General features: G+C 59.9%; 21 protein-coding genes and 2 pseudogenes. 11 read left to right on the top strand and 12 right to left on the bottom strand.

All coding sequences use genetic code 11. The features are described 5' to 3' along the window. Positions 1-8: 8 nt before the first annotated feature. The 5 genes from phoU to pstS all read right to left on the bottom strand — a co-directional run bounded on the left by phoU (position 9) and on the right by pstS (position 4,408). Positions 9-713 (bottom strand): phosphate signaling complex protein PhoU, encoded by a 705-nt coding sequence (gene phoU / locus PK789_RS06290; protein ID WP_324307794.1) that lies wholly within the window; start codon positions 711-713, stop codon positions 9-11. Continuing rightward, positions 713-1,549, bottom strand: a complete 837-nt coding sequence (pstB, locus tag PK789_RS06285; RefSeq protein ID WP_324307792.1) for a phosphate ABC transporter ATP-binding protein PstB — start codon at positions 1,547-1,549, stop codon at positions 713-715. Before pstB ends, phoU begins: the two co-directional genes overlap by 1 nt. After that, positions 1,542-2,405, bottom strand: a complete 864-nt coding sequence (gene pstA / locus PK789_RS06280) for a phosphate ABC transporter permease PstA (protein WP_324307790.1) — start codon at positions 2,403-2,405, stop codon at positions 1,542-1,544. Before pstA ends, pstB begins: the two co-directional genes overlap by 8 nt. Beyond that, positions 2,402-3,373 carry a phosphate ABC transporter permease subunit PstC gene (gene pstC / locus PK789_RS06275; protein ID WP_324307788.1) on the bottom strand — a complete coding sequence of 324 codons (972 nt, stop codon included), beginning with the start codon at positions 3,371-3,373 and terminating at the stop codon, positions 2,402-2,404. The genes pstA and pstC overlap by 4 nt, the downstream gene beginning before the upstream one ends. A 63-nt stretch (positions 3,374-3,436) precedes the next feature. Next, positions 3,437-4,408, bottom strand: coding sequence for a phosphate ABC transporter substrate-binding protein PstS (gene pstS, locus PK789_RS06270; protein WP_324307814.1), 972 nt, complete (start codon positions 4,406-4,408; stop codon positions 3,437-3,439). Positions 4,409-4,719: 311 nt separating this feature from the next. Between pstS and PK789_RS06265 the strand changes: the two genes are divergently transcribed. Then, on the top strand, positions 4,720-5,937 hold the full coding sequence (locus PK789_RS06265) for a porin (protein ID WP_324307787.1): 1,218 nt from the start codon (positions 4,720-4,722) through the stop codon (positions 5,935-5,937). A 59-nt stretch (positions 5,938-5,996) separates the two neighbouring features. Here PK789_RS06265 and nth read toward each other — a convergent pair whose 3' ends face one another. Genes nth through PK789_RS06250 form a run of 3 tightly spaced genes read right to left on the bottom strand, consistent with a single transcriptional unit; the run spans position 5,997 to position 7,833 of the window. Then, a complete protein-coding gene (gene nth / locus PK789_RS06260) occupies positions 5,997-6,686 on the bottom strand; it encodes an endonuclease III (RefSeq protein ID WP_324307785.1) in 690 nt (229 codons plus the stop codon). After that, a complete protein-coding gene (locus PK789_RS06255; protein WP_324307783.1) occupies positions 6,683-7,051 on the bottom strand; it encodes a hypothetical protein in 369 nt (122 codons plus the stop codon). The genes nth and PK789_RS06255 overlap by 4 nt, the downstream gene beginning before the upstream one ends. After that, positions 7,051-7,833 (bottom strand): enoyl-CoA hydratase/isomerase family protein, encoded by a 783-nt coding sequence (locus PK789_RS06250; protein WP_324307781.1) that lies wholly within the window; start codon positions 7,831-7,833, stop codon positions 7,051-7,053. Before PK789_RS06250 ends, PK789_RS06255 begins: the two co-directional genes overlap by 1 nt. A gap of 223 nt (positions 7,834-8,056) precedes the next feature. Between PK789_RS06250 and PK789_RS06245 the strand changes: the two genes are divergently transcribed. From PK789_RS06245 to arsC, 4 genes and pseudogenes are all read left to right on the top strand, one after another. Then, on the top strand, positions 8,057-8,806 hold the full coding sequence (locus PK789_RS06245; RefSeq protein ID WP_324307779.1) for an FKBP-type peptidyl-prolyl cis-trans isomerase N-terminal domain-containing protein: 750 nt from the start codon (positions 8,057-8,059) through the stop codon (positions 8,804-8,806). Between the two features lie 77 nt (positions 8,807-8,883). Next, positions 8,884-9,701, top strand: a pseudogene (locus tag PK789_RS06235) (NUDIX hydrolase). Then, complete coding sequence (locus tag PK789_RS06230) at positions 9,701-10,552, top strand: sulfurtransferase (RefSeq protein ID WP_324307774.1); 852 nt, start codon at positions 9,701-9,703, stop codon at positions 10,550-10,552. Before PK789_RS06235 ends, PK789_RS06230 begins: the two are co-directional and overlap by 1 nt. Before the next feature lie 2 nt (positions 10,553-10,554). Then, positions 10,555-10,920, top strand: a complete 366-nt coding sequence (arsC, locus tag PK789_RS06225; protein WP_324307773.1) for an arsenate reductase (glutaredoxin) — start codon at positions 10,555-10,557, stop codon at positions 10,918-10,920. Positions 10,921-10,925: 5 nt separating this feature from the next. Here the strand turns inward: arsC and PK789_RS06220 are convergent, their stop codons facing one another. From PK789_RS06220 to uvrA, 3 genes and pseudogenes are all read right to left on the bottom strand, one after another. Then, complete coding sequence (locus tag PK789_RS06220) at positions 10,926-11,684, bottom strand: enoyl-CoA hydratase/isomerase family protein (RefSeq protein ID WP_324307772.1); 759 nt, start codon at positions 11,682-11,684, stop codon at positions 10,926-10,928. Between the two features lie 16 nt (positions 11,685-11,700). After that, positions 11,701-12,105, bottom strand: coding sequence for an acyl-CoA thioesterase (locus tag PK789_RS06215; RefSeq protein ID WP_324307771.1), 405 nt, complete (start codon positions 12,103-12,105; stop codon positions 11,701-11,703). 8 nt (positions 12,106-12,113) lie between these two features. Continuing rightward, positions 12,114-14,996 (bottom strand): annotated as a pseudogene (gene uvrA / locus PK789_RS06210) (excinuclease ABC subunit UvrA); the annotation flags it as partial. A 194-nt stretch (positions 14,997-15,190) separates the two neighbouring features. Here uvrA and rplU point away from each other — a divergent pair. The 3 genes from rplU to obgE all read left to right on the top strand — a co-directional run bounded on the left by rplU (position 15,191) and on the right by obgE (position 16,962). Further along, positions 15,191-15,499 carry a 50S ribosomal protein L21 gene (gene rplU / locus PK789_RS06205; protein WP_324307770.1) on the top strand — a complete coding sequence of 103 codons (309 nt, stop codon included), beginning with the start codon at positions 15,191-15,193 and terminating at the stop codon, positions 15,497-15,499. 23 nt (positions 15,500-15,522) lie between these two features. Continuing rightward, on the top strand, positions 15,523-15,783 hold the full coding sequence (gene rpmA, locus PK789_RS06200; RefSeq protein WP_324307769.1) for a 50S ribosomal protein L27: 261 nt from the start codon (positions 15,523-15,525) through the stop codon (positions 15,781-15,783). Positions 15,784-15,909: 126 nt separating this feature from the next. After that, positions 15,910-16,962, top strand: a complete 1,053-nt coding sequence (gene obgE / locus PK789_RS06195; protein ID WP_324307768.1) for a GTPase ObgE — start codon at positions 15,910-15,912, stop codon at positions 16,960-16,962. Positions 16,963-17,046: 84 nt separating this feature from the next. Here obgE and rpsT read toward each other — a convergent pair whose 3' ends face one another. Beyond that, complete coding sequence (gene rpsT, locus PK789_RS06190; protein ID WP_324307766.1) at positions 17,047-17,313, bottom strand: 30S ribosomal protein S20; 267 nt, start codon at positions 17,311-17,313, stop codon at positions 17,047-17,049. 195 nt (positions 17,314-17,508) lie between these two features. Between rpsT and murJ the strand changes: the two genes are divergently transcribed. The 3 genes from murJ to ileS form a co-directional block, all read left to right on the top strand. Beyond that, a complete protein-coding gene (murJ, locus tag PK789_RS06185) occupies positions 17,509-19,098 on the top strand; it encodes a murein biosynthesis integral membrane protein MurJ (protein ID WP_324307813.1) in 1,590 nt (529 codons plus the stop codon). 53 nt (positions 19,099-19,151) lie between these two features. Continuing rightward, on the top strand, positions 19,152-20,108 hold the full coding sequence (locus PK789_RS06180; protein WP_324307765.1) for a bifunctional riboflavin kinase/FAD synthetase: 957 nt from the start codon (positions 19,152-19,154) through the stop codon (positions 20,106-20,108). A 74-nt stretch (positions 20,109-20,182) separates the two neighbouring features. Then, positions 20,183-22,602: isoleucine--tRNA ligase (gene ileS / locus PK789_RS06175; RefSeq protein WP_324307811.1), on the top strand; the 2,420-nt coding region annotated here is incomplete at its 3' end.

Here is a 22,602-nt window from a genome sequence, read left to right as displayed (position 1 = left end):
AGGTGGTGTTATGCCGCCGGGGTCAGGCTGCCATCGCGCTTGTCGCGCGGTGGTAGCGGCGTATCCCCGTGCAGCAAAAACCACACGTTCTCGGCGATATTGGTGGCGTGATCGCCGATGCGCTCCAGATTTTTGGCCATGAATAGCAGATGCGTGCACGGCGTAATCGCGCGCGGGTCTTCCATCATGTAAGTGAGCAGTTCACGAAACAGCCCGGTGTACAACGCATCCAGTTCGGCATCGGCATCCCGTACACGCAGCGCATCTTCGCCATCACGCTGTTGGTAGGCGCGCAGCACGTCATGCAATTGGTGCACGGCCATGCGGCCCAACGCATCCAGGCCGCGGGTGTGCGACAACGCTGGTGATTGATTCAATACCAAGGAACGCTTGGCGATATTGGCGGCGTAATCGCCAATGCGTTCGACATCCGATGCCACCCGCAGTGCCGCCAGAATGATGCGCAAGTCGCTGGCCAGCGGCCCGCGTTGGATCAACCGGATGACATCGTGATTGATCTGTTGTTCCAAGGCGTCGATGGTGGCATCACCCGCAATGACTTGACGGGCCATCGCCTCATCGCGACGGGCCACGGCATTGAGTGCGGTTTCCAACTGCGTGGCGGCCAGTTGCCCCATATGGATCAAGGTGTCGCGCAGCGCGGTTTGTTCTTCGTCATGACTCTTGACGATGTGGTGGTGTTGCTCGTTCATCAGCCGAACCTCCCGGTGATGTAGTCCTCGGTTTGTTGTTTGACCGGATTGGAGAAAATTTGTCCAGTCGCGCCGTGTTCAATCAAGTCGCCCATATACATAAATGCGGTGTAGTCCGATACCCGTGCGGCTTGTTGCATGTTGTGGGTGACGATCATGATGGTGAAGTCTTGCTTGAGCTCTTCTACCAGTTGCTCGATACGGCTGGTAGAAATGGGGTCAAGTGCTGAGGTGGGTTCATCCAGCAATAACACATCGGGCTTGAGTGCTACCGCACGTGCAATACACAGGCGCTGCTGCTGACCGCCGGAGAGGCTCAGACCACTGTCTTTGAGCTTGTCTTTCACCTCGTCCCACAATGCCGCTTGACGTAGCGCCTGTTCAACGCGGGTGTCCATGTCGGCTTTGTTCAGGCGCTCGTGATGGCGAATGCCATACGCCACGTTTTCGAAGATGGTCATCGGAAACGGCACTGGTTTTTGGAACACCATGCCCACTTTGCTGCGCAGACGATTCATCGGATAAGCGGGGTCAAGGATGTTTTCGCCATCCAGCAACACCTCGCCTTTTGCTTCCAGTTTTGGATACAGGGCATAGATACGGTTGAACACCCGCAGTAAGGTGGACTTGCCGCAACCAGATGGCCCAATCAATGCCGTCACATGCTTTTCAGGAATATCCAGGTGGATGTCTTTGACCGCGTGGAATTTGTCGTACCAAAAGTTCAGGTTGCGCGCGGAAATTTTTAACGGCGGTGCAGGGGATGTGGCATCGGGCAGGGCTTGCGCGGCCACAAATGGGGCGTGATTCATCGGGAGATTCCGCAAGTCAGTCATGGGATGCGCGGTTGCGCAGAAGCAAGAAGCGGGCGATCAAGCTGATGGCCAGCACGAACAAGGTGATCAACAGCGCGCCAGCCCAAGCCAGATGCTCCCAGTTTTCAAAACCAGAGCCGGCAAACTTGTACATCACCAAGGGCACGGCACTCATTGCACCGGTGATCTTCAGGCTGAAAAATTCGTTGCCGAACGCGGTGAACAGCAAGGGTGCGGTTTCGCCGGCAATCCGTGCCAATGCCAGCAAAATGCCGGTGACGATGCCCGGCAGCGCGCTGCGATAGAGCACCTGCATCGTCACTTTCCATTGCGGCACACCCAGCGATAACGCTGCTTCGCGCATTTGTATGGGCACCAGACGCAGCATTTCATCGGTGGTGCGCACCACTACCGGCAACACGATGAAGGCCAACGATAATGCACCGGCAATGGCAGAAAACTTGCCGCCGGTATTCATCACGAACGCGGCATATACAAACAAGCCCAACACGATGGAGGGTGCCGACATCAAAATGTCATTGACGAAGCGCACCACCGTGCCCAGCCGGCTGTGGCCGCCGACTTCGGCCAGCCATGTGCCCGCCGCAATACCCAGCGGGGCACCTACCAGCACGCCCATCCCGCACATCAGCACACTACCGATGATCGCGTTGCGCAGACCACCGGCTTCCATGGGTGGTGGTTGGTCTTGGGTCAGCAAGGCTAGATTGAAATGGGTGATGCCTTTGGCCAGCAGTGTCCACAAAATCCAGCCTAGAAATAGCAGGCCAAACAGTGCAGCCGCACATGCCAGTGTGATGGCAAGTGCATTGATGATGCGGCGACGCTGATACAGCGAGATGGATAGCGTGCTCATCGGTTGCCCTCCTTGCGTGACAGGTTCGACAGCATCAAGCGTGCGAGTGCCAACACCACAAAGGTGACCAAGAACAGCACGAAGCCAAGCAATAGCAGTGCCGCGCGATAGGTTTCGGTGGCTTCGCCAAAGTCATTGGCAATCAAGGCGGCAATGGTGGTGGAGGGCTCCAGCAGTGAGGTGGTGAAGCCCACGCTGTTGCCGATCACAAAGGCGACCGCCATGGTTTCACCCAATGCACGGCCCAGCCCCAGGAACACCCCGCCAATGACTGCCGAGCGGGTGTAGGGCAGCACGATGTCCCAGCTCACTTCCCACTTGGTTGCGCCTAGTGCATAGGCCGATTCCTTCAGGCGTGCCGGCACGGTCATGAAGACTTCGCGCATGGTCGAGGCGATGAACGGCACCACCATGATCGACAGCACCAGCCCCGAGGTCAGCATGCCCGCACCAATCGGTGGGCCGCGAAACAGTGCGCCGATGATGGGTAGCGGGCCGATGTGTGTATCCAGCCACGGGATCATGTATTCGCGCATTACTGGCATCAGCACGAAGAACCCCCACATGCCATAGATGATCGAAGGAATACCCGCGAGGAGTTCAATCGCTGTCCCTACTGGCCCACGCATCCAGCGTGGTGCCACTTCGGTGAGGAAAAACGCGATGCCAAAGCTCACCGGTACGGCAATCAGCATCGCAATGGCGGCGGTGACCAAGGTGCCGTAAATCGGCACCAAGGCACCGTATTTGTTTTCCACCGGGTTCCAGTCACTGGAGGTGAAAAAATGCAGGCCTTCGCTGGCCAGGACGCTGCGGCCACCCCACAGCATCGACAGGGCCGCACCCGCAAGTGTGACCAACACGAAAACCGCAGTGGCGGTCAGCAACCAACGAAATTGCCGGTCGTGGCGGGCATCGGCGGCATCTTTGAGTACAGGGTTTTGAGTGCTTGAGCTTGCGTGTGTCATTGGGGCTTCTACTATGAAAATGGCGGGCGCAACTGCCCGCCATATGTGGCCGCTCAGCTCGAATTACTTGACGTTCTGCGCCCAATAGGCCTGGATCTGCTGCACCAATGATTCTGGCAGCGGCACATAGCCCAGTGACTTGGCAGCACCGTCACCATTGGCATACACCCAGCGGAAAAATTCGACCGCTGCCTTGGTGCCGGGCTTGCTGTTCTTATGCATCAGCATGAAATTGGTGGCGGTAATCGGCCACGCATTTGCGCCTGGGGCATTGGTGATGATCAGGTAGAAATCCTTGGCCGATTTCCAGTCGGCGCTGGCGGCGGCTTCAGCAAAGCTGGCATCACTGGGGTTGACGTAATTGCCCGCTGCGTTTTTCAGGCGCGAGTAGGGCAGCTTGTTTTGTACGGCAAACGCCAGTTCGACGTAGCCAATGCTGCCCTTGATCTGCTTGACGTAAGCCGACACCCCTTCGTTACCTTTGCCACCAATGCCCACCGGCCACTTCACCGCGGTGCCTTCGCCGACGCTCGACTTCCATTCCGGGCTGACCTTGGACAAATAATTGGTGAAGTTGAAGCTGGTGCCCGAACCATCGGAGCGATGTACGACGGTGATTTTCAGCGCCGGCAGCGGCATGCCACGGTTGCTGGCGGCAATGCGCGGATCGTTCCACAGGGTGATCTTGCCAAGGAAGATATCGGCCAGCACATCCGGGTCAAGCTTCATGGCACCTGCGGCAATACCGGGCAGGTTGAACGCAGGCACGATCCCGCCAATCACCGAAGGAAATTGCCCCAAGCCCGAGCGCGACAACTCCGTGGGCGGCAGCGGTTTGTCGGAAGAGCCAAAGTCCACAGTACCGGCCTTGATCTGGGCGATGCCGCCGCCGGAGCCAATGGACTGATAGTTCACTTCTTTACCGGTGGCAGCTTTGTAATCAGACGACCACTTGGACATAGCCGGGTACACGAACGATGCGCCTGCACCGGTGACATCGGAAGCGAATGCATTGCCGACAAAGCAGCTTGCCATGGCGAGTGCGACGAGGCGGAACTTGAATGTTTTGGACACGGATAACTCCTGATATGCGGAAGCGACGGGATCTGCCCGTTTCGAGGCGTATTCCATCGCGGCGTGATGACAGGGTTGCGTCGTTTCCGTGACAGCAAAATGACAGCGTGGTGCGCAGCCGTAGAGGGGCTTGTGCAGTATCGAAATATAAAAATCCGTGAAACGGAAATAAATCTGCAACCGATTGCATGTGCAATAGTCGGCATGCGTGACGGGGGGAGACCTGCGCGCTGTTTTCAAAAAACTGGCATCCCTTTCTTTGGAGTTTTCCCATGCGTCCCACACGATTGGCCGTCGCGATCATCCTGATCGCTGCCGGCAACCTGAGCTTCAACGCCGCCGCGCAGAGCGCGCCCAGCGCTAAAGATATTGCCGAAATGAAGGCGCAAATTGCGGCCCTGCAAGCGCAGATTCAAAATCTTGAAGAGCGCTCGCAGGAGCTGGAAACACGCAACGATGCGCAGTCTGAAGTCAATGTCGCGCAGGCTAAGACCAATGAACAGCTGGACGATGTTGCCGCGCTGAAGAAGTTGGTCAACGACACCAAGATCAGCGGCCGCTTGTATTACGACCTGACCCATATCGACGACCGCAGCAAGAACGTGAAGACCGACAAGTCCGGTTTTGCCTTCGATATCAAGCGCTTCTACTTGGGTGTGGATCACAAGTTCAATGACCAATGGTCGATGAATTTGACCACCGACTTCCAATATTCCTCGGCAATTTCCTCCACCGAGGTGTATCTGAAGAAGGCCTACATCCAATACAAACTTAGCGATGCGTTTGTGCTGCGCGCCGGTGCCGCTGACCTACCGTGGGTGCCGTTTGCCGAGAGCTACTACGGCATGCGCTATATCGAAAACACACTGACCGACCGCCTGAAGTACGGCACCTCGGCCGACTGGGGGGTGCACGCTGGCGGCAAGTTGGCAGGCGGCGCGGTGGAGTACGCCGTGGCGGCGCTCAATGGCAATGGCTACAAGAACCCAAGCCGCAGCAAGGGACTGGATGTTGAAGGCCGCTTGAGTTTTGCGCCCACCGAGCAAACCGTGATTGGCGTGGGTGCGTATTCCGGTACCTTGGGCAAAGAGAAGCAAACGGTGAATGCCCTGCACACGGCCAATCGCGTGGATTTCCTTGCCGCGTATATGGCCGGCAATACGCGGTTTGGCGTTGAATATTTCCAAGCCAACAACTGGAACAACGTCACCAGCGTGGCATCCGACAAGGCCAGCGGCTGGTCGTTGTGGGGCAGCGTGGGTTTGAACAACAAGGGTGTGACCTTGTTTGGTCGTTACGACAACACTGACCTCAGCAAAACCTTGGATCCAAGTCTGCAAGATCGCTACTACAACATCGGTGTGGAATGGCCGGTGGCACCTGGCGTCAAACTTGCCACGGTGTATAAGCACACCGATCAACGCAATGCGGCGCGTAGCAAAGATTTGAAAACCGACGAGTTCGGCGTGTGGGGCGAGTTCCGCTTCTGAGTTGGATACTGCGTCGCTATGCACGACGGCGGCGGGCTTCGGCCCGCCGTTTTTTTACCTCAGGTTTGCCAGCTGGAAGGGCCTTTGTCGGGCCAGCGGCACAGGTCATGAATCGGGCAGTGCAGGCAATCGGGTTTGCGTGCTTTGCACATGTAGCGTCCGTGCAAAATCAACCAGTGGTGCGCATCACGGGCAAACACGCTGGGCACCAATTTCACCAGTTTGTCTTCCACCGTGCGCACGTCTTTGCCCGGCGCAAGACCGGTGCGATTGGCGACACGAAAGATATGCGTGTCCACGGCAATCGTGGGTTCGCCAAACGCGGTATTGAGCACCACGTTGGCGGTCTTGCGGCCCACGCCGGGTAGGGCTTCTAACGCCTCGCGGGTGTGCGGTACATCGGCATTGTGCAAATCAAGTAGCTGCTTGCACAGCGCAATCACATTCGCTGCCTTGGCGTTATATAGGCCGATGGTATTGATGTAGCTCTTCAGTCTGTCTTCCCCCAGCGCGAGGATCGCCGCCGGCGTGTTGGCGATGGGGTAGAGCTTGCGCGTGGCTTTGTTGACGCCCACATCGGTGGCCTGCGCGGATAGCACCACCGCAACCAGCAATTCGAAGGGTGTGGTGTATTCCAGTTCGGTGGTGGGATGCGGGTTGGCATCGCGCAGACGGGTGAATAGCGCGGTGATTTCACTTGCGGTGAGTTTGCTGCCACGCACCGCACGCGGCTTGGTGGGCGTGCTCATATGTGACGTGCTTTGGCTTTGGCCAATGCGCGTGCCAGTGCATCCGCAGCACTGCTAGGCAAGACGGGTGCTTGGGCGATGCTGGGTGCAGGTGGCGGACGACGGGCAGCGTCGCGTTCGCTTTGGATGCGTGCCAGCCGCTGCGCACGCGCACGATGGCGTTCGCGCGCGGCCAGCGCGAAGTGGCGTGCATCGCGCGCTTCCTGCAAGCGGGCAGTGCATGTGGGCGCGCAGTCGGGGCAAGGCTGGGCATCCAGTAGGCCCAGCTCCAGCGCCACATCCACATCATCCGTATGCAGTGCTTGCAGCAACCGATGCGCAACGGCATCGGCCTGGCACTGGCAATGTGGACAGCCGGTGGCCATCAGCAACCGGCAAACGAGGGTTTGCGTTTTTCCAGAAATGCGCCGGTACCTTCGCGCATATCGTTGGTGGCAAACATCAGGCCAAATTGTGCGGACTCGTATTCCAAGCCTTCTTCCAGGCCACATTCGCTGCCCACGTTCACGCAGTCAATCATCCCGCGCAGCGCCAACGGGGCGGCATTGGCCAATTGTGCGGCCAACGTGGTGGTCTCGGCTTCCAACTCGGCGGCAGGCACCACCCGGTTGACGATGCCAAGCTGCAACGCGCGCTCGGCGTTGATCGGTGCGCCGGTCAGACACAGCTCCAGCGTGGCGGCACGCCCGCACAGGCGCAGCAAACGTTGACTGCCGCCAAAGCCAGGAATCAAACCCAGATTGATTTCCGGCTGGCCCAGCTTTGCCGTATCCGCAGCAATGCGCAGATGGCAGCACATCGCCAGCTCCAACCCGCCGCCGAGTGCAAAGCCGTTGATCATGGCGATGACCGGCTTATTGAGTTTTTCGACGCGACGCATCATGCGGGTGCCACGCAGAGAAAAATCGCGGCCTTGCACCGCACTCAAGGTGTTCATTTCGGCAATGTCCGCGCCAGCCACAAAGGCTTTGGGGCCCGCGCCGGTCAGCACCACCACGCGTACGGCGGCATCGTTGGCGGCATCGGCAAAGGCGGCGTCCAAAGCATTCAAGGTGGCGGCATTCAATGCGTTCAGCTTGTCTGGACGATTGATGCGGATCGTGCGGATGCCTTGTATGGTCTCGATTTCAAGCAATGCAGTGCTCATGCGGCCTCTTGGACGGGGGTTTTGCGTATTGATGGGGGATATGGGGAACTTCCTGCCGGTTGGCAGGTCGTAACCGGGCCTCAGTGGCGGTTAAGCCGCTTGGCCGTTATCCTAACGTGTCCACCCGGGTCGGTTCGACCGGGCGATTCCAATACCGTGCAGCCATGGCTGTTGCGGATCCCAGGGCGGCGTTGCCGCCCCAAATTTTGAATGAGGTTTGTAAATGAAGTTGCGCGTGCTTGCTGCCAGTCTGGCGGCCCTGACCCTGACCGCCGGCATCGCAACGGCGCAGACCAAACCCGCCCCGGCAAAAGCCCCAGCAGCCAAGCCCGCTGCGGCAGCTCCTGCGGCAGGCTCCACCGCCATGCCGGTGGTCGACAAAAATCATGTGAGCTATGCCTTTGGCTGGCAATTGGGCCAAGAACTGGCCAACACCGGCGAGCCGATCGACATCGCTACCGTGGTGCGCGGCGTGCAGGATGCCTATGCCAAGAAGCAGCCGGCGTATACCGAGCAGCAACTGGGCACCGCTTATACCGGCTTCCAAAAGCGCATGGAAATCAAGGCGCAAGAGGCTTTCCGCAAGGCGTTGGCCGACAATCAGGCGCAGTCAGCGGACTTTGTGACCAAGTTCAAGGCGCAAACTGGGGTCATCACTCTGCCCAGCGGCATCATGTACCGCGTGGCCAAGGCCGGCACCGGTGCCAAGCCGACCGCTACCAGCGAAGTGCAGATCGCATTCCGCAGTTTCTTGGCTGCGGTTGGCGTGCCGTTGAGTGGCGTACAGACGCCGCCGCCGTTCAAGGTAGCCGACGCACCGATCCCGGCGCTGAAAGAAACCTTGCCGCTGATGCAGGAAGGCACCGTATTTGAAGTCGTCATTCCGGCCGGCAAGGGCTTGGGTGGTGGCCAAAACGAACAGTTCGCGCAGCAGGCTGTGGCCTTGCAGATCGAGCTGGGTGCGGTGAAGTAATTTTCACCCATCGCAGTATCTTCTCCAATACGCCGGTGACTGCCGGCGTATTGCGTTTGGGCGCTACCATAGTACGCATGACGACTTATTTTCATGCTGTGCTTAGCCCGTGTACTGGTGTTTGTACGCTGGCCGATGATGGCCTGTGCCGGGGTTGTCATCGCACCGGCGATGAAATTGCAGCATGGTCCACGATGACCGATGAGGCGCGTTTGCATGCCATGGATGTGGTGTTGCCTGCGCGTGCCGAACACCGGGCAGCAACGTGATGTCTGCCGATGTCCTGCTGGCAAGATTGCGCAAGGCAACCCACCCCTTGTCCGCACCGCCACAAGCACCGGCATGGAATCTGGCCGAGTTGGATGGCCTGCCATTGCCAGCGGTTCCGCGCCAAGCGGCGGTGCTGGTGGGCATCATTCCGCGCAGCACGGGTGCAGAAGTGCTGTTGACCCGCCGCACCGAGATGTTGCGCCAGCATGCCGGGCAGGTCAGCTTCCCCGGTGGCAGCATCGAGCAAGGTGATTTACACCCAGCCGATGCCGCATTGCGTGAGGCGCGTGAGGAAGTGGGTTTGCTACCGACGCAAGCGCAAGCACTGGGTTATCTGGATCCATTATTGACACTGACCGGCTTTCGAATTGTGCCCACGGTGGTCTGGGTGGATCCTGCGTTTCAAGCACAACCAGACCCCAGCGAGGTGGCGGATGTGTTTGCAGTGTCTTTGGATTTATTGATGGATCCCGCGCAGCTGGAAACAATTGAACTGGAATTCGGCGGACGCGCGCGCCACGTGTTCCAATACCGGTATCAGCATCAACGAATCTGGGGCGTCACCGCTTCGATTTTGTATAACCTGCGCCAGCGATTGGCTGGCGCGCCCATTGGGAGATTGTGATGGCGGGATGGACAACCCTGGTGCAGGCCGACATCTTTTCGATGGCCTTGAGCCGTGCCGATGTGGTGATCGTCGATTGCCGTTTTTCGTTGCTCGATCCATCCGTGGGTGAACAAGCTTGGCGGCAGGGTCACTTGCCGGGTGCGGTGTATGCCCACCTCGAGCGCGATTTGTCCGATATGACCCAACAAGGGCAAGGCCGCCACCCATGGCCGCAGGCGGCTGCATTTGTTGCGAAGCTGGCGCAATGGGGGATTGACCCCTCTATCCAAGTGGTTGCCTATGACGATGGCGATGGTGCGTTTGCCGCACGCCTGTGGTTTTTACTGCGCAGTTTGGGACATGAAAAAGTTGCGGTGCTGGACGGGGGCTGGTCGCGGTGGGTGTCGCTGGGCTTGCCCACCACCTCGTTGCTGCGTCCACCGATGAAAGCGCGCGTGGTGCAGGCCACCTTTGACCCATCGCGCCTGCTGGATGCCGACGCCGTGCAAACACATTTGGATGATGGCGGCATGTTGCTGGATGCGCGCGCATCGGCGCGGTTTCGTGGTGAGGAAGAGCCGTTGGATCGTGTGGCCGGGCATGTGCCGGGAGCCATCAATCGGCCCTATGCGCAAAATTTGGGGCCAGATGGCCGCTTCAAATCCCCGATGCAGTTGGCTGCCGAATTTCGCGAATTACTGGCCGGGCGCGACCCGGTGGAAGTGGTCAGCATGTGTGGTTCCGGCGTCACTGCCTGCCACAATCTGCTGGCACTGGAGCGCGCCGGCTTGCGCGGGGCCAGACTTTACACCGGCTCGTGGAGTGGTTGGATCACCGACCCCACCCGCCCCGTCGCAACCGGAAGCTGATCATGACCACGGCAAACAACAGCGCAGTTGAAATCTGGCATCGCCCCACATGCAGCAATTCACGTGGGGCGTTGGAGCTCATTCGAGAAGCCGGTATCGAACCGGTGATCGTGGATTACATTGCGCATCCACCCAGCAAGGCACGGTTGCGCAAGGCCATTGCTGATGCCGGGTTAACGGTGCGCGACGCCATACGCAAACAAGAGCCGGAGTATGCCGACCAAGGCCTGAGCGCCCCTTCGCTAAGTGATGACGCATTGCTGGATGCGATGATCGCCACGCCGAAGTTGATCAATCGCCCGTTTGTGTTCACCACCAAGGGCGTGCGCTTGTGCCGCCCGCCCGAGTTGGTGCTGGCCGTGCTGTAAGCGGCTTATTTCCCAATCCGCGCCAACATGGCACGCAGCGCCGTCTGTGTATCCGGCTCCATCCACGTGGCCACAAAGCGGTCTAGGTCGATGCGCGCATCGCTCAGGCAGTCGATGACGGCGGCACGCGCAATGCGGCGGGTTTCGCGCATCGGCATGGTGGGCAGCTTCAATAAATCCTCCAGCCATGCACGGGCGCGAACCGCCACGTCGTCGATATCGGTCAGCTCATCCACCAGGCCGATGTGCAGAGCTTCGGCCGCTTCCGGCATTGCACCGGCCACCAGCAAGCGCTCGGCGCGATGCGCCCCCACAGCGCGGGCTAACAGGGCTTGAATGCCCTCCGGCGCCACCAGGCCCACTTGGGTTTCGTTTAAGCCGATGCGGTAGGGGCCATCGGCAAGGATGCGGTAATCGCAGCACAGCGCCAGCACGCAGCCACCGGCTGGCGCGTGCCCGGCCATGGCGGCCACGACCGGCACAGGGCAGGCGGCCAGTGCGCGTGCCGCGTTGAAAAATGCTTTCCATGCCTGCAACAACGCGTCCTGGTCGTCGCCCAGTGACAGCAGGTACGGCACATCCAAACCGGCAGAAAACACTTTGGGGCCACCCGCCAACACGATGCCGTGCGCGCCATTATTGACGGCGTGATGCACAGCATGGGTCAGCGCATTGCACAGTTCCGGGTTCAGCGCATTGACCGGCGCACGCGCCAGGCGCAGTTCATGGACGTGGCCGTATTGGGTGGTTTCAATCAATGACATGGCAGGCTCCTGTGGCTTAGGCCGGTAGCAGACGTTCGGAGGCACGGCGCACTGCTGCAGGCAGTGCGGTGGGCTTGCCGCTGTGGCGATCGATCCACACCGCTGCCACGCTGCCATCGCAATGCAGCGTGCCATCAGCAGCCACGATGCGGTGGCCAATCACCACGCTGGTGGTGCCCAAGCGCTCGGTGAACAGTTCTACAAACACGCTGGCCGGGTATTCGATTGGGCGCTTGAAATTGAGCGTGGCTGAGGCGACGACCGGTGCAGAATCCTTGGTCACCCATGCTTCACCGATCGTTTCAAACCACTCGATGCGCGCCTGCTCCAAGAACGTCAGATAGCGCGCGTTGTTGATGTGGTTGAACGCATCCAAGTCGCTCCAGCGCAAAGTAATTGGTGTGCGGAAGGTGTGGCTCATGCGAGTGACTTCTTGTTGGGTTTGCCAGCAGCAGAGGATGCCCGTGCTTTTTCGAGCAAAGGCGCAAGGAAGCGCCCGGTATGCGAGGCCGGGTTGGCGGCCACGGTTTCGGGTGTGCCTTGCGCAATGATTTGGCCGCCGCGATGGCCGCCTTCCGGACCAAGATCCACCACCCAGTCGGCGGTCTTGATCACATCCAAATTATGTTCAATCACCACCACTGTATTGCCGTCGTCGCGCAAGCGGTGCAACACATCCAGCAAGGCTTCAATGTCATGAAAATGCAGGCCGGTGGTGGGTTCGTCGAGGATATACAACGTGCGCCCGGTGTCGCGGCGGCTGAGTTCTTTTGACAACTTCACCCGCTGCGCTTCACCACCAGACAGGGTGGTCGCGCTTTGGCCCAGTTTGATGTAACTCAGGCCCACGTCGATCAAGGTTTCCAATTTGCGGGCGATGCTGGGCACCGGCGCGAACAGCTCCAGTGCGTTCTCCACGGTCATTTCCAGCACATCACGAATGCTGTAGCCCTTGTACAAAATTTCCAAGGTCTCGCGGTTATAGCGTTTGCCGGCGCAGACATCGCAGGGCACATACACATCCGGCAAGAAATGCATCTCGACTTTGATCAACCCATCGCCTTGGCAGGCCTCGCAACGACCGCCGCGCACATTGAACGAAAAACGTCCTGGCGAGTAGCCGCGTGCGCGCGCTTCCGGCACCTGCGCATACAACTCACGCAGCGGGGTGAATAGGCCGGTGTAGGTGGCGGGATTGGAACGCGGCGTGCGCCCAATAGGGGACTGGTCGATATCCACCACTTTGTCGAATAAATCCAACCCAATGATGTCTTTGTACGGCGCAGGCGTGTGCGATGCGCCATTGATCTCATTGGCCGCCAGCGCAAACAAAGTGTCGTTGATCAAGGTCGATTTGCCCGAGCCAGACACCCCGGTGATGCACGTCAACAGACCCGCCGGAATGTCCAGGTCAACCTGCTTCAAATTGTTGCCAGATGCGCCTTTCAGCTTGAGTAGCAGCTTTTTGTTGGGTGGGTTGCGCAGCGCGGGGACTTCGATTTTTTTCTTGCCGGACAAGTACTGCCCAGTCAACGAACGCGGCGCATGCAGCACATCGTGCAATGTGCCTTGCGCCACCACTTCGCCGCCGTGCACGCCGGCACCGGGGCCGATGTCCACGATGTGGTCGGCCAGGCGGATGGCGTCTTCGTCATGCTCTACCACGATGACGGTGTTGCCTAGGTCGCGCAGCCGCGTCAGCGTGCCCAGCAAGCGCTCGTTGTCGCGCTGGTGCAGGCCGATGGAGGGCTCGTCTAGCACATACATCACCCCCACCAAACCGGCACCGATTTGGCTGGCCAAGCGGATGCGTTGCGCCTCGCCACCCGACAGCGAATCAGCCTTGCGCTCCAAACTGAGATAGTCCAAACCGACATCCACCAAAAAGCCCAGCCGCTCGCGGATTTCTTTTACGATCTTGGTGGCGATTTCACCGCGCCAACCCGGCAGCGCCAAGGTGTCAAAAAAACGCAGGCAGGCATCGATCGGCAACACCGCGATTTCAGGCAGCGGCTTGTCAGCCACAAACACATTGCGCGCTTGCCGGTTCAGGCGTGCGCCGGCGCAGTCAGGGCAGGGGCGTTCGCTGATGTATTTGGACAATTCTTCGCGCACCGCCGCGCTTTCGGTTTCGCGGTAGCGGCGTTCCAGATTCGGCACGATGCCTTCAAACGGATGCTTGCGTTGGTGCTTGCTACCGGACTCGCTGATATAGGTCAGGGTGATGCTGTCCTTGCCACTGCCATGCAAAATGATCTGGCGGGTGGTATCCGGCAACTCATGCCACGGCGTATCCACATCGAAGTTGTAATGCTTGGCAAGCGATGTGATCATCGAAAAGTAATACGCATTGCGACGATCCCAGCCGCGCATTGCTCCCGCTGCCAACGACAATTCCGGGTGCGCCACCACCCGCACCGGATCAAAAAATTGCGCCACGCCCAGCCCATCGCAACCCGGGCAGGCACCCACCGGCGAGTTGAACGAAAACAGTCGCGGCTCCAATTCTGGCAACGAGTAATCACACACTGGGCAGGCGTATTTCGATGAAAACAACAGTGGCTCGCGCGCAGCGTCATCCATCGACTGCACGATGGCCATGCCGTCGCCCAGTTTGAGCGCGGTCTCGAACGATTCGGCCAAGCGCTGGCGAATATCGGCACGCGATTTGAAGCGGTCGATCACCGCTTCGATACTGTGTTTGATGCGCAGCCCCAGTGCTGGCACGGCGTCGATTTCATACAGCACGCCATCCACCCGCACCCGCGTGTAGCCCTGCGCACGCAGTTGGTCGAACACCTGCAGATGTTCGCCTTTGCGCTCGCGCACCACCGGTGCCAACAGCGCCCAGCGCTGGCTGGCCAAGGCGGGGTCGGCCTCCATCGCCAACACTTGATCCACCATTTGGCTGACGGTTTGTGCTTCCAGCGGAAAATGGTGGTCGGGGCAACGCGGGCTGCCCACACGTGCATACAGCAAGCGCATGTAATCGTGGATTTCGGTGATGGTGCCCACCGTCGAGCGCGGGTTGTGGCTGGTGGATTTTTGTTCGATCGAAATGGCGGGTGACAGGCCTTCGATATGGTCGATATCAGGCTTGTCCATCACACTCAAAAATTGCCGCGCGTATGCCGACAGCGATTCCACATAGCGGCGCTGGCCTTCCGCATAAATCGTGTCAAATGCCAGCGACGACTTGCCCGAGCCGGACAGACCGGTGATCACGATCAACTTGTCGCGTGGCAAGTCGAGGTCGATATTTTTGAGGTTATGCGTCCGTGCGCCGCGAAGGCGGATGGTGTCCAGCGCCATGTGCCAAAATCCTGCAAGCCAATCCCTAAGCGTAACTAGCGCAGGTTTTGCGGGCAAATCGCCGGGTTTGCCGCAATTCAGCCTGCGGTTGACGCTAACCCACTGAATCCCCTACAATTCCGCTCCTGTCTGCCCGGTGGGCGGCAGAAATACCATGCAAGACTCAAGAAAAACTACAGAATCGAGAACTCAAAATGTACGCAGTCGTAGTCACCGGCGGTAAACAGTACCGCGTGATGCAGGGCGAAACGCTCCGCGTCGAATTGCTCGAAGCCGAAGCCGGCAGCGAGATCAAGTTGGACAATGTGTTGCTGTTGGGCGATGCCAATGGCATCAAGCTGGGCGAGGCGCTGAAGGGCGCCGCAGTCACCGCGAAAGTGGTCGGCCACGGCCGCGCCGACAAAGTGCGCATCGTCAAGTTCCGTCGCCGCAAGCATCACCGCAAGCAGATGGGTCACCGTCAGCATTACACCGAAATTCAGATCACCGGCATCAACGCCTGATCGTCAGCCTGGAGAACGAAGCAATGGCACACAAAAAGGCAGGCGGCAGTACCCGCAACGGCCGCGATTCCAACCCGAAGTACTTGGGCGTGAAGATGTATGGCGGGCAGGCGATTGAAGCCGGCAACATCATCGTGCGTCAGCGCGGCACCCAATTCCACCCGGGCGCCGGCGTGGGTTTGGGCCGTGACCACACCCTGTTTGCGCTGGTCGATGGCAAGGTGGAATTCACCACCAAAGGCCCCAACAAGCGCCGCACCGTCAACATCGTCGCCGCGCAGTAAGCGCAGCGATGGTTTCACGAAGAGCCCCGCTTCGGCGGGGTTTTTCGTTTCAGATTTCATTGCATAGTGCGTTGCCTATTTCATGGCGTTTTCGCGACACCCTTCAACTACGGCACAATCCCATTTATGAAACTTGTCGATGAAGCTGAAATCATGGTCGCCGCCGGCAATGGCGGCAATGGCTGCATCGCGTTTCGTCGCGAAAAATTCATCCCCTTGGGCGGCCCCAATGGCGGCGATGGCGGTGCCGGCGGCGATGTCTGGCTGCTAGCCGACGAAAACCTCAACACCCTAGTCGATTTTCGTCATGAAACCCGCTTCAAAGCCCAACGCGGTGAAAACGGCATGGGCAGCCAGATGTATGGCAAGGCCGGCGATGACAAGGTGATCACGGTGCCGGTGGGCACGGTGGTGCATAACGTGGATACCGATGAAGTCATCGGTGACCTGACCGAGCACGGCCAACGCTTGCTGGTGGCCAAGGGCGGCGTGGGCGGGCTGGGCAATATGCATTTCAAAAGCTCGGTCAACCGCACCCCGCGCAAGGCGACCTCGGGCACCGAGGGCGAAAGCCGCGTGCTGCGACTGGAATTGAAATTGCTGGCCGATGTGGGCTTGTTGGGTTTTCCCAATGCCGGCAAAAGTACATTCATCCGAGCGGTGTCGGCGGCAACGCCCAAGGTGGCCGATTACCCGTTCACCACCTTGTATCCCAATTTGGGGGTAGTCAGTGTCGAGGTAGGGCGCAGTTTTGTGATTGCCGATATTCCCGGCTTGATCGAAGGTGCAGCCGATGGTGCAGGGCTGGGTAGCCTGTTCCTGCGTCATGTGCAGCGCACCCGCCTGCTACTGCATTTGGTGGATATCGCACCGATGGAGGGCGGTATCGAAGCTTCCCCGGCCGAGCAGGTGCGCGCAATTGAAAATGAGCTGCGCAAATACGACCCGGCGATGCTGGATAAGCCGCGCTGGTTGGTGCTGAACAAGGCCGACTTGATGTTTGAAGACGAAGCGCAGGCGGCAGCCCAAGCCATCGTGGCCGAACTGGGCTGGACGCAGCCGTGGTATCTGGTGTCGGCCATCGGTCGCGAAGGTACCCGCCCGATTATGTTGGCGGTGCAGACCTTCTTTGATCGTCTGCGCGAAGAGGCGCTGGAAGCCGCCAACGCCGCTGGATAAGCCACCGAAGAGGTGGCATCGGCGCACATGCAAAAAACCCGGCTTGCGCCGGGTTTTTTGTCCGAATCCGATTGTGCCGGAAACTTAAGCGGCCAGCGCCTTGATGCGCGCGGTCAGGCGCGACTTATGGCGGGCGGCCTTGTTCTTGTGGATCAGGCCGCGGGCGGCAAAGCGATCCAGCAACGGCTGCGCGATGGTGAAGGCTTCGCGGGCAGCGGCGGCGTCATTGGCGTCGATGGCCTTGATGACTTTCTTGACGGCGGTGCGCAGCTGCGAGCGCTGGGCGACGTTGCGTTCATTGCGCACGATGGTCTGCTTGGCGCGCTTTTTGGCGGACTTGATATTGGCCACGAGAAATCCTGAATGTCTGGGGTGTCGGCGGAATGCGTCCGCTGGCACAATAGCCGGCGAACGTATGGATTCGGAAAGACTAAGAATTATGGCGGATTCAATGGCTTGGGTCAACAAACCCCACTGGCTGCGCGCCCACCGGGCCGCGCACGCATGAGCACAGCGGCAAATTCTAGCGGCCAAAAGCCGCGCAGCATGCTACGCGGGGTGCTCTCTTTTGGTGGTATGACCATGTTCAGCCGGGTGTTTGGGCTGGTGCGTGACCAAGTGTTCAACACCACCTTCGGCACCACCTGGATGACCGATGCCTTTTGGGTGGCGTTTCGCATCCCCAATTTCATGCGTCGCTTGTTTGCCGAGGGCTCGTTCTCCACTGCCTTCGTGCCGGTGTTCACCGAGGTCAAAGAAACCCGCAGTCATGCCGAGCTGCGGGCTTTGATGGCACGCACTGCCGGCACCTTGGGTGGCATTTTGCTGCTGGTGACCGCGCTGGGGATGATCTTCGCGCCACAATTGGCCGCCGGGTTTACCCAAGCCGACCCGGCACCGGGTCAGGATCAATTGATCACCGATTTGTTGCGGCTGACCTTTCCCTTTTTGCTGTTTGTTTCGCTGACCGCATTGGCAGCGGGTGCGCTAAATAGTTTTCAACGCTTCGGTTGGCCGGCGTTTACACCGATCATCCTCAACCTGTGCATGATCGCCGGCGCGCTGTGGGGCTCGAAATTTACCCATCCGCCGATCATGGCGATGGGCTGGGCGATTCTGGCCGCGGGCATCTTGCAGCTGCTGTTCCAATTGCCGCAGCTGGCGCAATTGGATTTGCTGGTGCTGCCGCGCTGGGGCTGGCAGCACCCGGATATTCGCCGGGTGATGAAGCTCATGGTGCCCACCTTGTTGGGCTCCTCGGTGGCGCAGGTCAATTTGTTGTTTGATACTTTCATCGCCGCGATGCTGGTACATGGCTCGCAAAGCTGGCTATCCACCGCCGACCGCTTTTTGGAGTTTCCGCTGGGCGTGTTCGGCATTGCATTGGGCACGGTGATTTTGCCCACGCTGTCGCGCCATCACGTCAATACCGACCGCGCCGGGTTTTCCAAGTCCTTGGACTGGGGCCTGCGCACCACCTTGATCATCATTTTGCCGGCCACCTTGGGCTTGATGCTGCTGTCGCTACCGCTGGTGGCCACTATTTTTCAATACGGAAAATTCACCCCCGAGGCCGCCAAGATGACCGCGTTGTCGGTGTTTGGGCTGAGTTTTGGCTTGCCCGCCTTTGCCTTGGTGAAAACCGTACTGCCGGCGTTCTACGCCCGCCAAGACACCAAGACTCCGGTGCGTGCCGGGCTGGTGGCGATGGTGGCGAATATGCTGTTCAACGTCGGCATGCTGGCGCTGTTGTATCAGCTGTGGGTGCCGGCTGCGGCCAAGACGGGCGGGGTGATGGAGACCTTGGCTAGTGTGCCGGGCCTGCATTTTGCGCTGGGTGTGGCCAGTGCGATGTCCAGCTATCTCAATCTGCTGCTGCTGTGGCGTTGGCTGCGCAAGGCCAATGTGTTTGATTTGCAGCCGGGCTGGTCAAGTTTCTTGCTGCGCGCAACGCTGGCCAATGCAGCAATGGCTGCCGCGGTGCTGTATGGCCTGCATCTGGCCCCGGAGTTTACCCAGGTGGATAAATGGCAGCGCATTGGCTGGCTGGCGGTTTTGGTGGGTGGCGGGGCACTGACCTATGCGCTGGCGATGCTGGTGCTGGGCTTTCGTCCGCGTGATTTCCGCGAGCATTGAGTGCGCCGCGCAACGCCCCCGATGCTGCACCGCAGCTATACTTGCGGATGAACATGAGCCACATCTTCCGCGACGTCGCCGGGCCGGCAGTGTGCCCCCAAGGCAGCGTGGTCTGCATTGGTGCCTTCGACGGCCTGCACGTGGGCCATCGGGCACTGGTGGGCCGCGCGGTGGCGCGCGCGCGCGCCTTGGGTGTGGCAGCGGTGGGGCTCAGCTTCGAGCCACTACCGCGTGAATTTTTTGCCAAAGACACCCCGCCCGCCCGCTTGATGCTGCCGCGTGGCAAGGCCGAAGGCTTACGCGCCTTGGGCTGCGACCAAGTGGGCTTGCTGCGCTTCAACAGGGCGATGACCGCGCTGTCTGCGCAAGACTTCGTGCGCAGTGTGCTGGTACAGCGCTTGGCCGCACGAGAAGTGTGGGTGGGGCCGGATTTCCGCTTTGGGCATGCGCGCGGCGGCGATCTGAAACTGCTGCAAACCATGGGTGCGGCCTTGGGCTTTAGTGCACAAGCGATTGAACCAGTGCTTGCAGATGGCGAGCGCGTGTCCAGCACGCGCATCCGCAGTGCCTTGCAGGGGGGCGACTTCGCGCAGGCCACGCGCCTGTTGGGGCGGCCGTATGCCATTGGTGGACATGTGGTACGTGGCCGCCAATTGGGCCGCACCTTGGGGTTTCCTACCGCCAATTTACGCTTTCGCGGCAAGATTCCGGCGCTGCGCGGGATCTATGCCACATGGGTGCATGGTGTGACTGACACACCGTGGCCTGCGGTGTCGAGTTTTGGTACGCGGCCCACCGTGGATGGCGTGGAGCCATTGCTTGAAGCGCATCTGTTTGATTTTTCTGGCGATCTGTATGGTCGTCGCATCGACGTCGAATTCGTTGCGCATTTACGTGACGAAGAAAAATTCCCCGACCTGCCTGCACTCGTCACCCAGATGCATCTGGATGAGGCGCGTGCACGGGCTATCCTTCTTACAAACGCATCAACCCAACAGGCATCCGCGTGAGCGAACATACAGCCGATAAAAGCGGGGAAAACCCGTACAAGTCCACCATCCTGCTGCCGGAAACCGACTTCCCGATGCGCGGCGACCTGCCCAAGCGCGAGCCAGACACCTTGGCGCGCTGGGAAGCGGAAGGCCTGTACGCACAGATTCGCAGCGCCGCCAAAGGCCGCCCGCAGTTCGTGCTGCACGACGGCCCGCCGTATGCCAATGGCGCGATCCACCTGGGCCACGCGGTCAACAAGATCCTGAAGGACATTATCGTCAAGTCCAAGACCTTGGCCGGCTTCGATGCGCCCTTCATCCCCGGTTGGGACTGCCACGGGCTGCCGATCGAAATCGCCATTGAAAAGAAATTCGGCAAGGTCGGCGTCAAGCTGGATGCCACCGAGTTCCGCCAGAAGTGCCGCGAATACGCCACCGCGCAGATCGACGTGCAGCGCAAGGACTTCAAGCGCCTCGGCGTGCTGGGCGATTGGGAAAACCCTTATCGCACCTTGGATTTTAAATTCGAAGCCGATGAAATCCGTGCGCTGGCCAAGGTGGTGGATAACGGCCATCTGCTGCGCGGGGTGAAGCCGGTGTACTGGTGCTTCGACTGCGGCAGCGCACTGGCCGAAGCCGAGATCGAATATCAGGACAAAACTTCGCCGGCGGTGGACGTGGCTTACAGCGCCCGCAACAGCCAGCAAGTCAGCCGCGCCTTTGGCAGCGAACTGCCGGAAGATGTGGAGGTGGCCCTCCCCATTTGGACCACCACGCCGTGGACGCTGCCGGCCTCGCTGGCCATCTCACTGGGGCCAGAGTTGGAATACAGCTTGGTGGAAGGCCCCGCCAGGGCCGACGGCACGCCGCGCTGGCTGGTGCTGGCCAGCGCCCTGGTGGACAAGGCGCTGGCGCGTTATGGCGTCAGTGAGGTGGTAGTGCACGGCCGCGCGCTAGGTGAAAAACTCGAAGGTCTGCTGTTTGCGCATCCGTTCTATGCCGAGCGCGATATCCCCGTGCTGGTAGGCGATCACGTCAGCGCCGAAGACGGTACCGGCGCGGTGCATACCGCTCCTGGCCACGGTCAGGAAGACTTCGTGATCGGCCAGAAATACGGGCTGATCGACAAGTACACGGCGGCCCAACTCAACCCGGTGGATGGGCGTGGCGTGTACCTGCCGTCTACCCCGCCTGCCGGCGATGTGGACCTGACCCAGTTGCATGTGTGGAAGGCGAATGACGCCATCGTCGAGGTGCTGCGCGGCAATGGCCACCTGCTGGCGTTTGCGCCACTCAAGCACAGCTACCCGCATTGCTGGCGGCACAAGACCCCGATTGCGTTCCGCGCCACCCCGCAGTGGTTCATTTCGATGGAGCAAGCCGGTCTGCGCCGCGATGCGCTGGCCGCCATCGACACCGTGAAGTGGTACCCCGAATGGGGCCAGGCGCGCATCGCCGGGATGGTGGAGGGCCGCCCGGACTGGACGATTTCGCGGCAGCGCACCTGGGGCGTGCCGATTGCCTTGTTCGTGCATCGCGAGACCGGCGAGGTGCATCCGCGCACGGTGGACCTGATGCAGCAAGTCGCGGCGAAAGTGGAGCAGGGCGGCATCGACGTCTGGTACACACTGGACGCGGCCGAATTACTGGGCGACGAAGCCAAGGACTACGACAAGATCACCGACATTCTGGATGTCTGGTTCGACTCCGGCGTGACCCACGAATGCGTTGTGGCCGCGCGCGGTCTGGGCAAGCCGGCGGATCTGTATCTGGAAGGTTCCGACCAGCATCGCGGCTGGTTCCAAAGTTCGCTGCTGACCGGCGTGGCGATGGACAAGGCCGCGCCGTATCGGCAATGCCTGACCCATGGTTTCACTGTCGATGAGCACGGCCGCAAGATGTCCAAATCGCTGGGCAACGGCATCGAACCGCAGGACATCATGAACAAGCTGGGCGCGGACATTCTGCGCCTGTGGATCGCCAGCACCGACTACAGCAACGAGATGTCGCTGTCGCAGGAAATCCTCAAACGCAATGCCGATGCCTATCGCCGCATTCGCAATACCGCACGTTTCTTGCTGGGCAATCTGTCCGGCTTCGACCCCGCACGGCACAGTGTTGCTGCACAGGACATGGTGGCGCTGGATCGCTATATCGTGCATCGCGCCTGGCAGGTGCAGGAAACGATCAAGACCGCGTACGCCAATTACGATTTCGCCCTGGTGGTGCAAACGCTGATGAATTTCTGCAGCGTCGACCTGGGCTCGCTGTATCTGGATGTCACCAAGGATCGCCTGTACACGATGCAGGAAAACTCCAGCGGTCGCCGCAGCGCGCAGACGGCGATGTACTTGATTGCGGAAAGCTTCACCCGCTGGATCGCGCCCATTTTGAGCTTCACTGCCGATGAGTTGTGGGGCCATTTGCCGGGGCAGCGCGAAGGCAATGTGCTGCTGGCCACTTGGTTCACCGGGCTGGCCGCGCTGCCGGAAGATGCACCATTGGCAGCTAA

It is taken from the genome of Thermomonas sp., assembly GCF_035369645.1.
GTDB lineage: Bacteria > Pseudomonadota > Gammaproteobacteria > Xanthomonadales > Xanthomonadaceae > Thermomonas.
The sequence above is the reverse complement of the archived record's forward strand: the minus strand, read 5'-3'. Positions and strand labels throughout refer to the sequence as shown.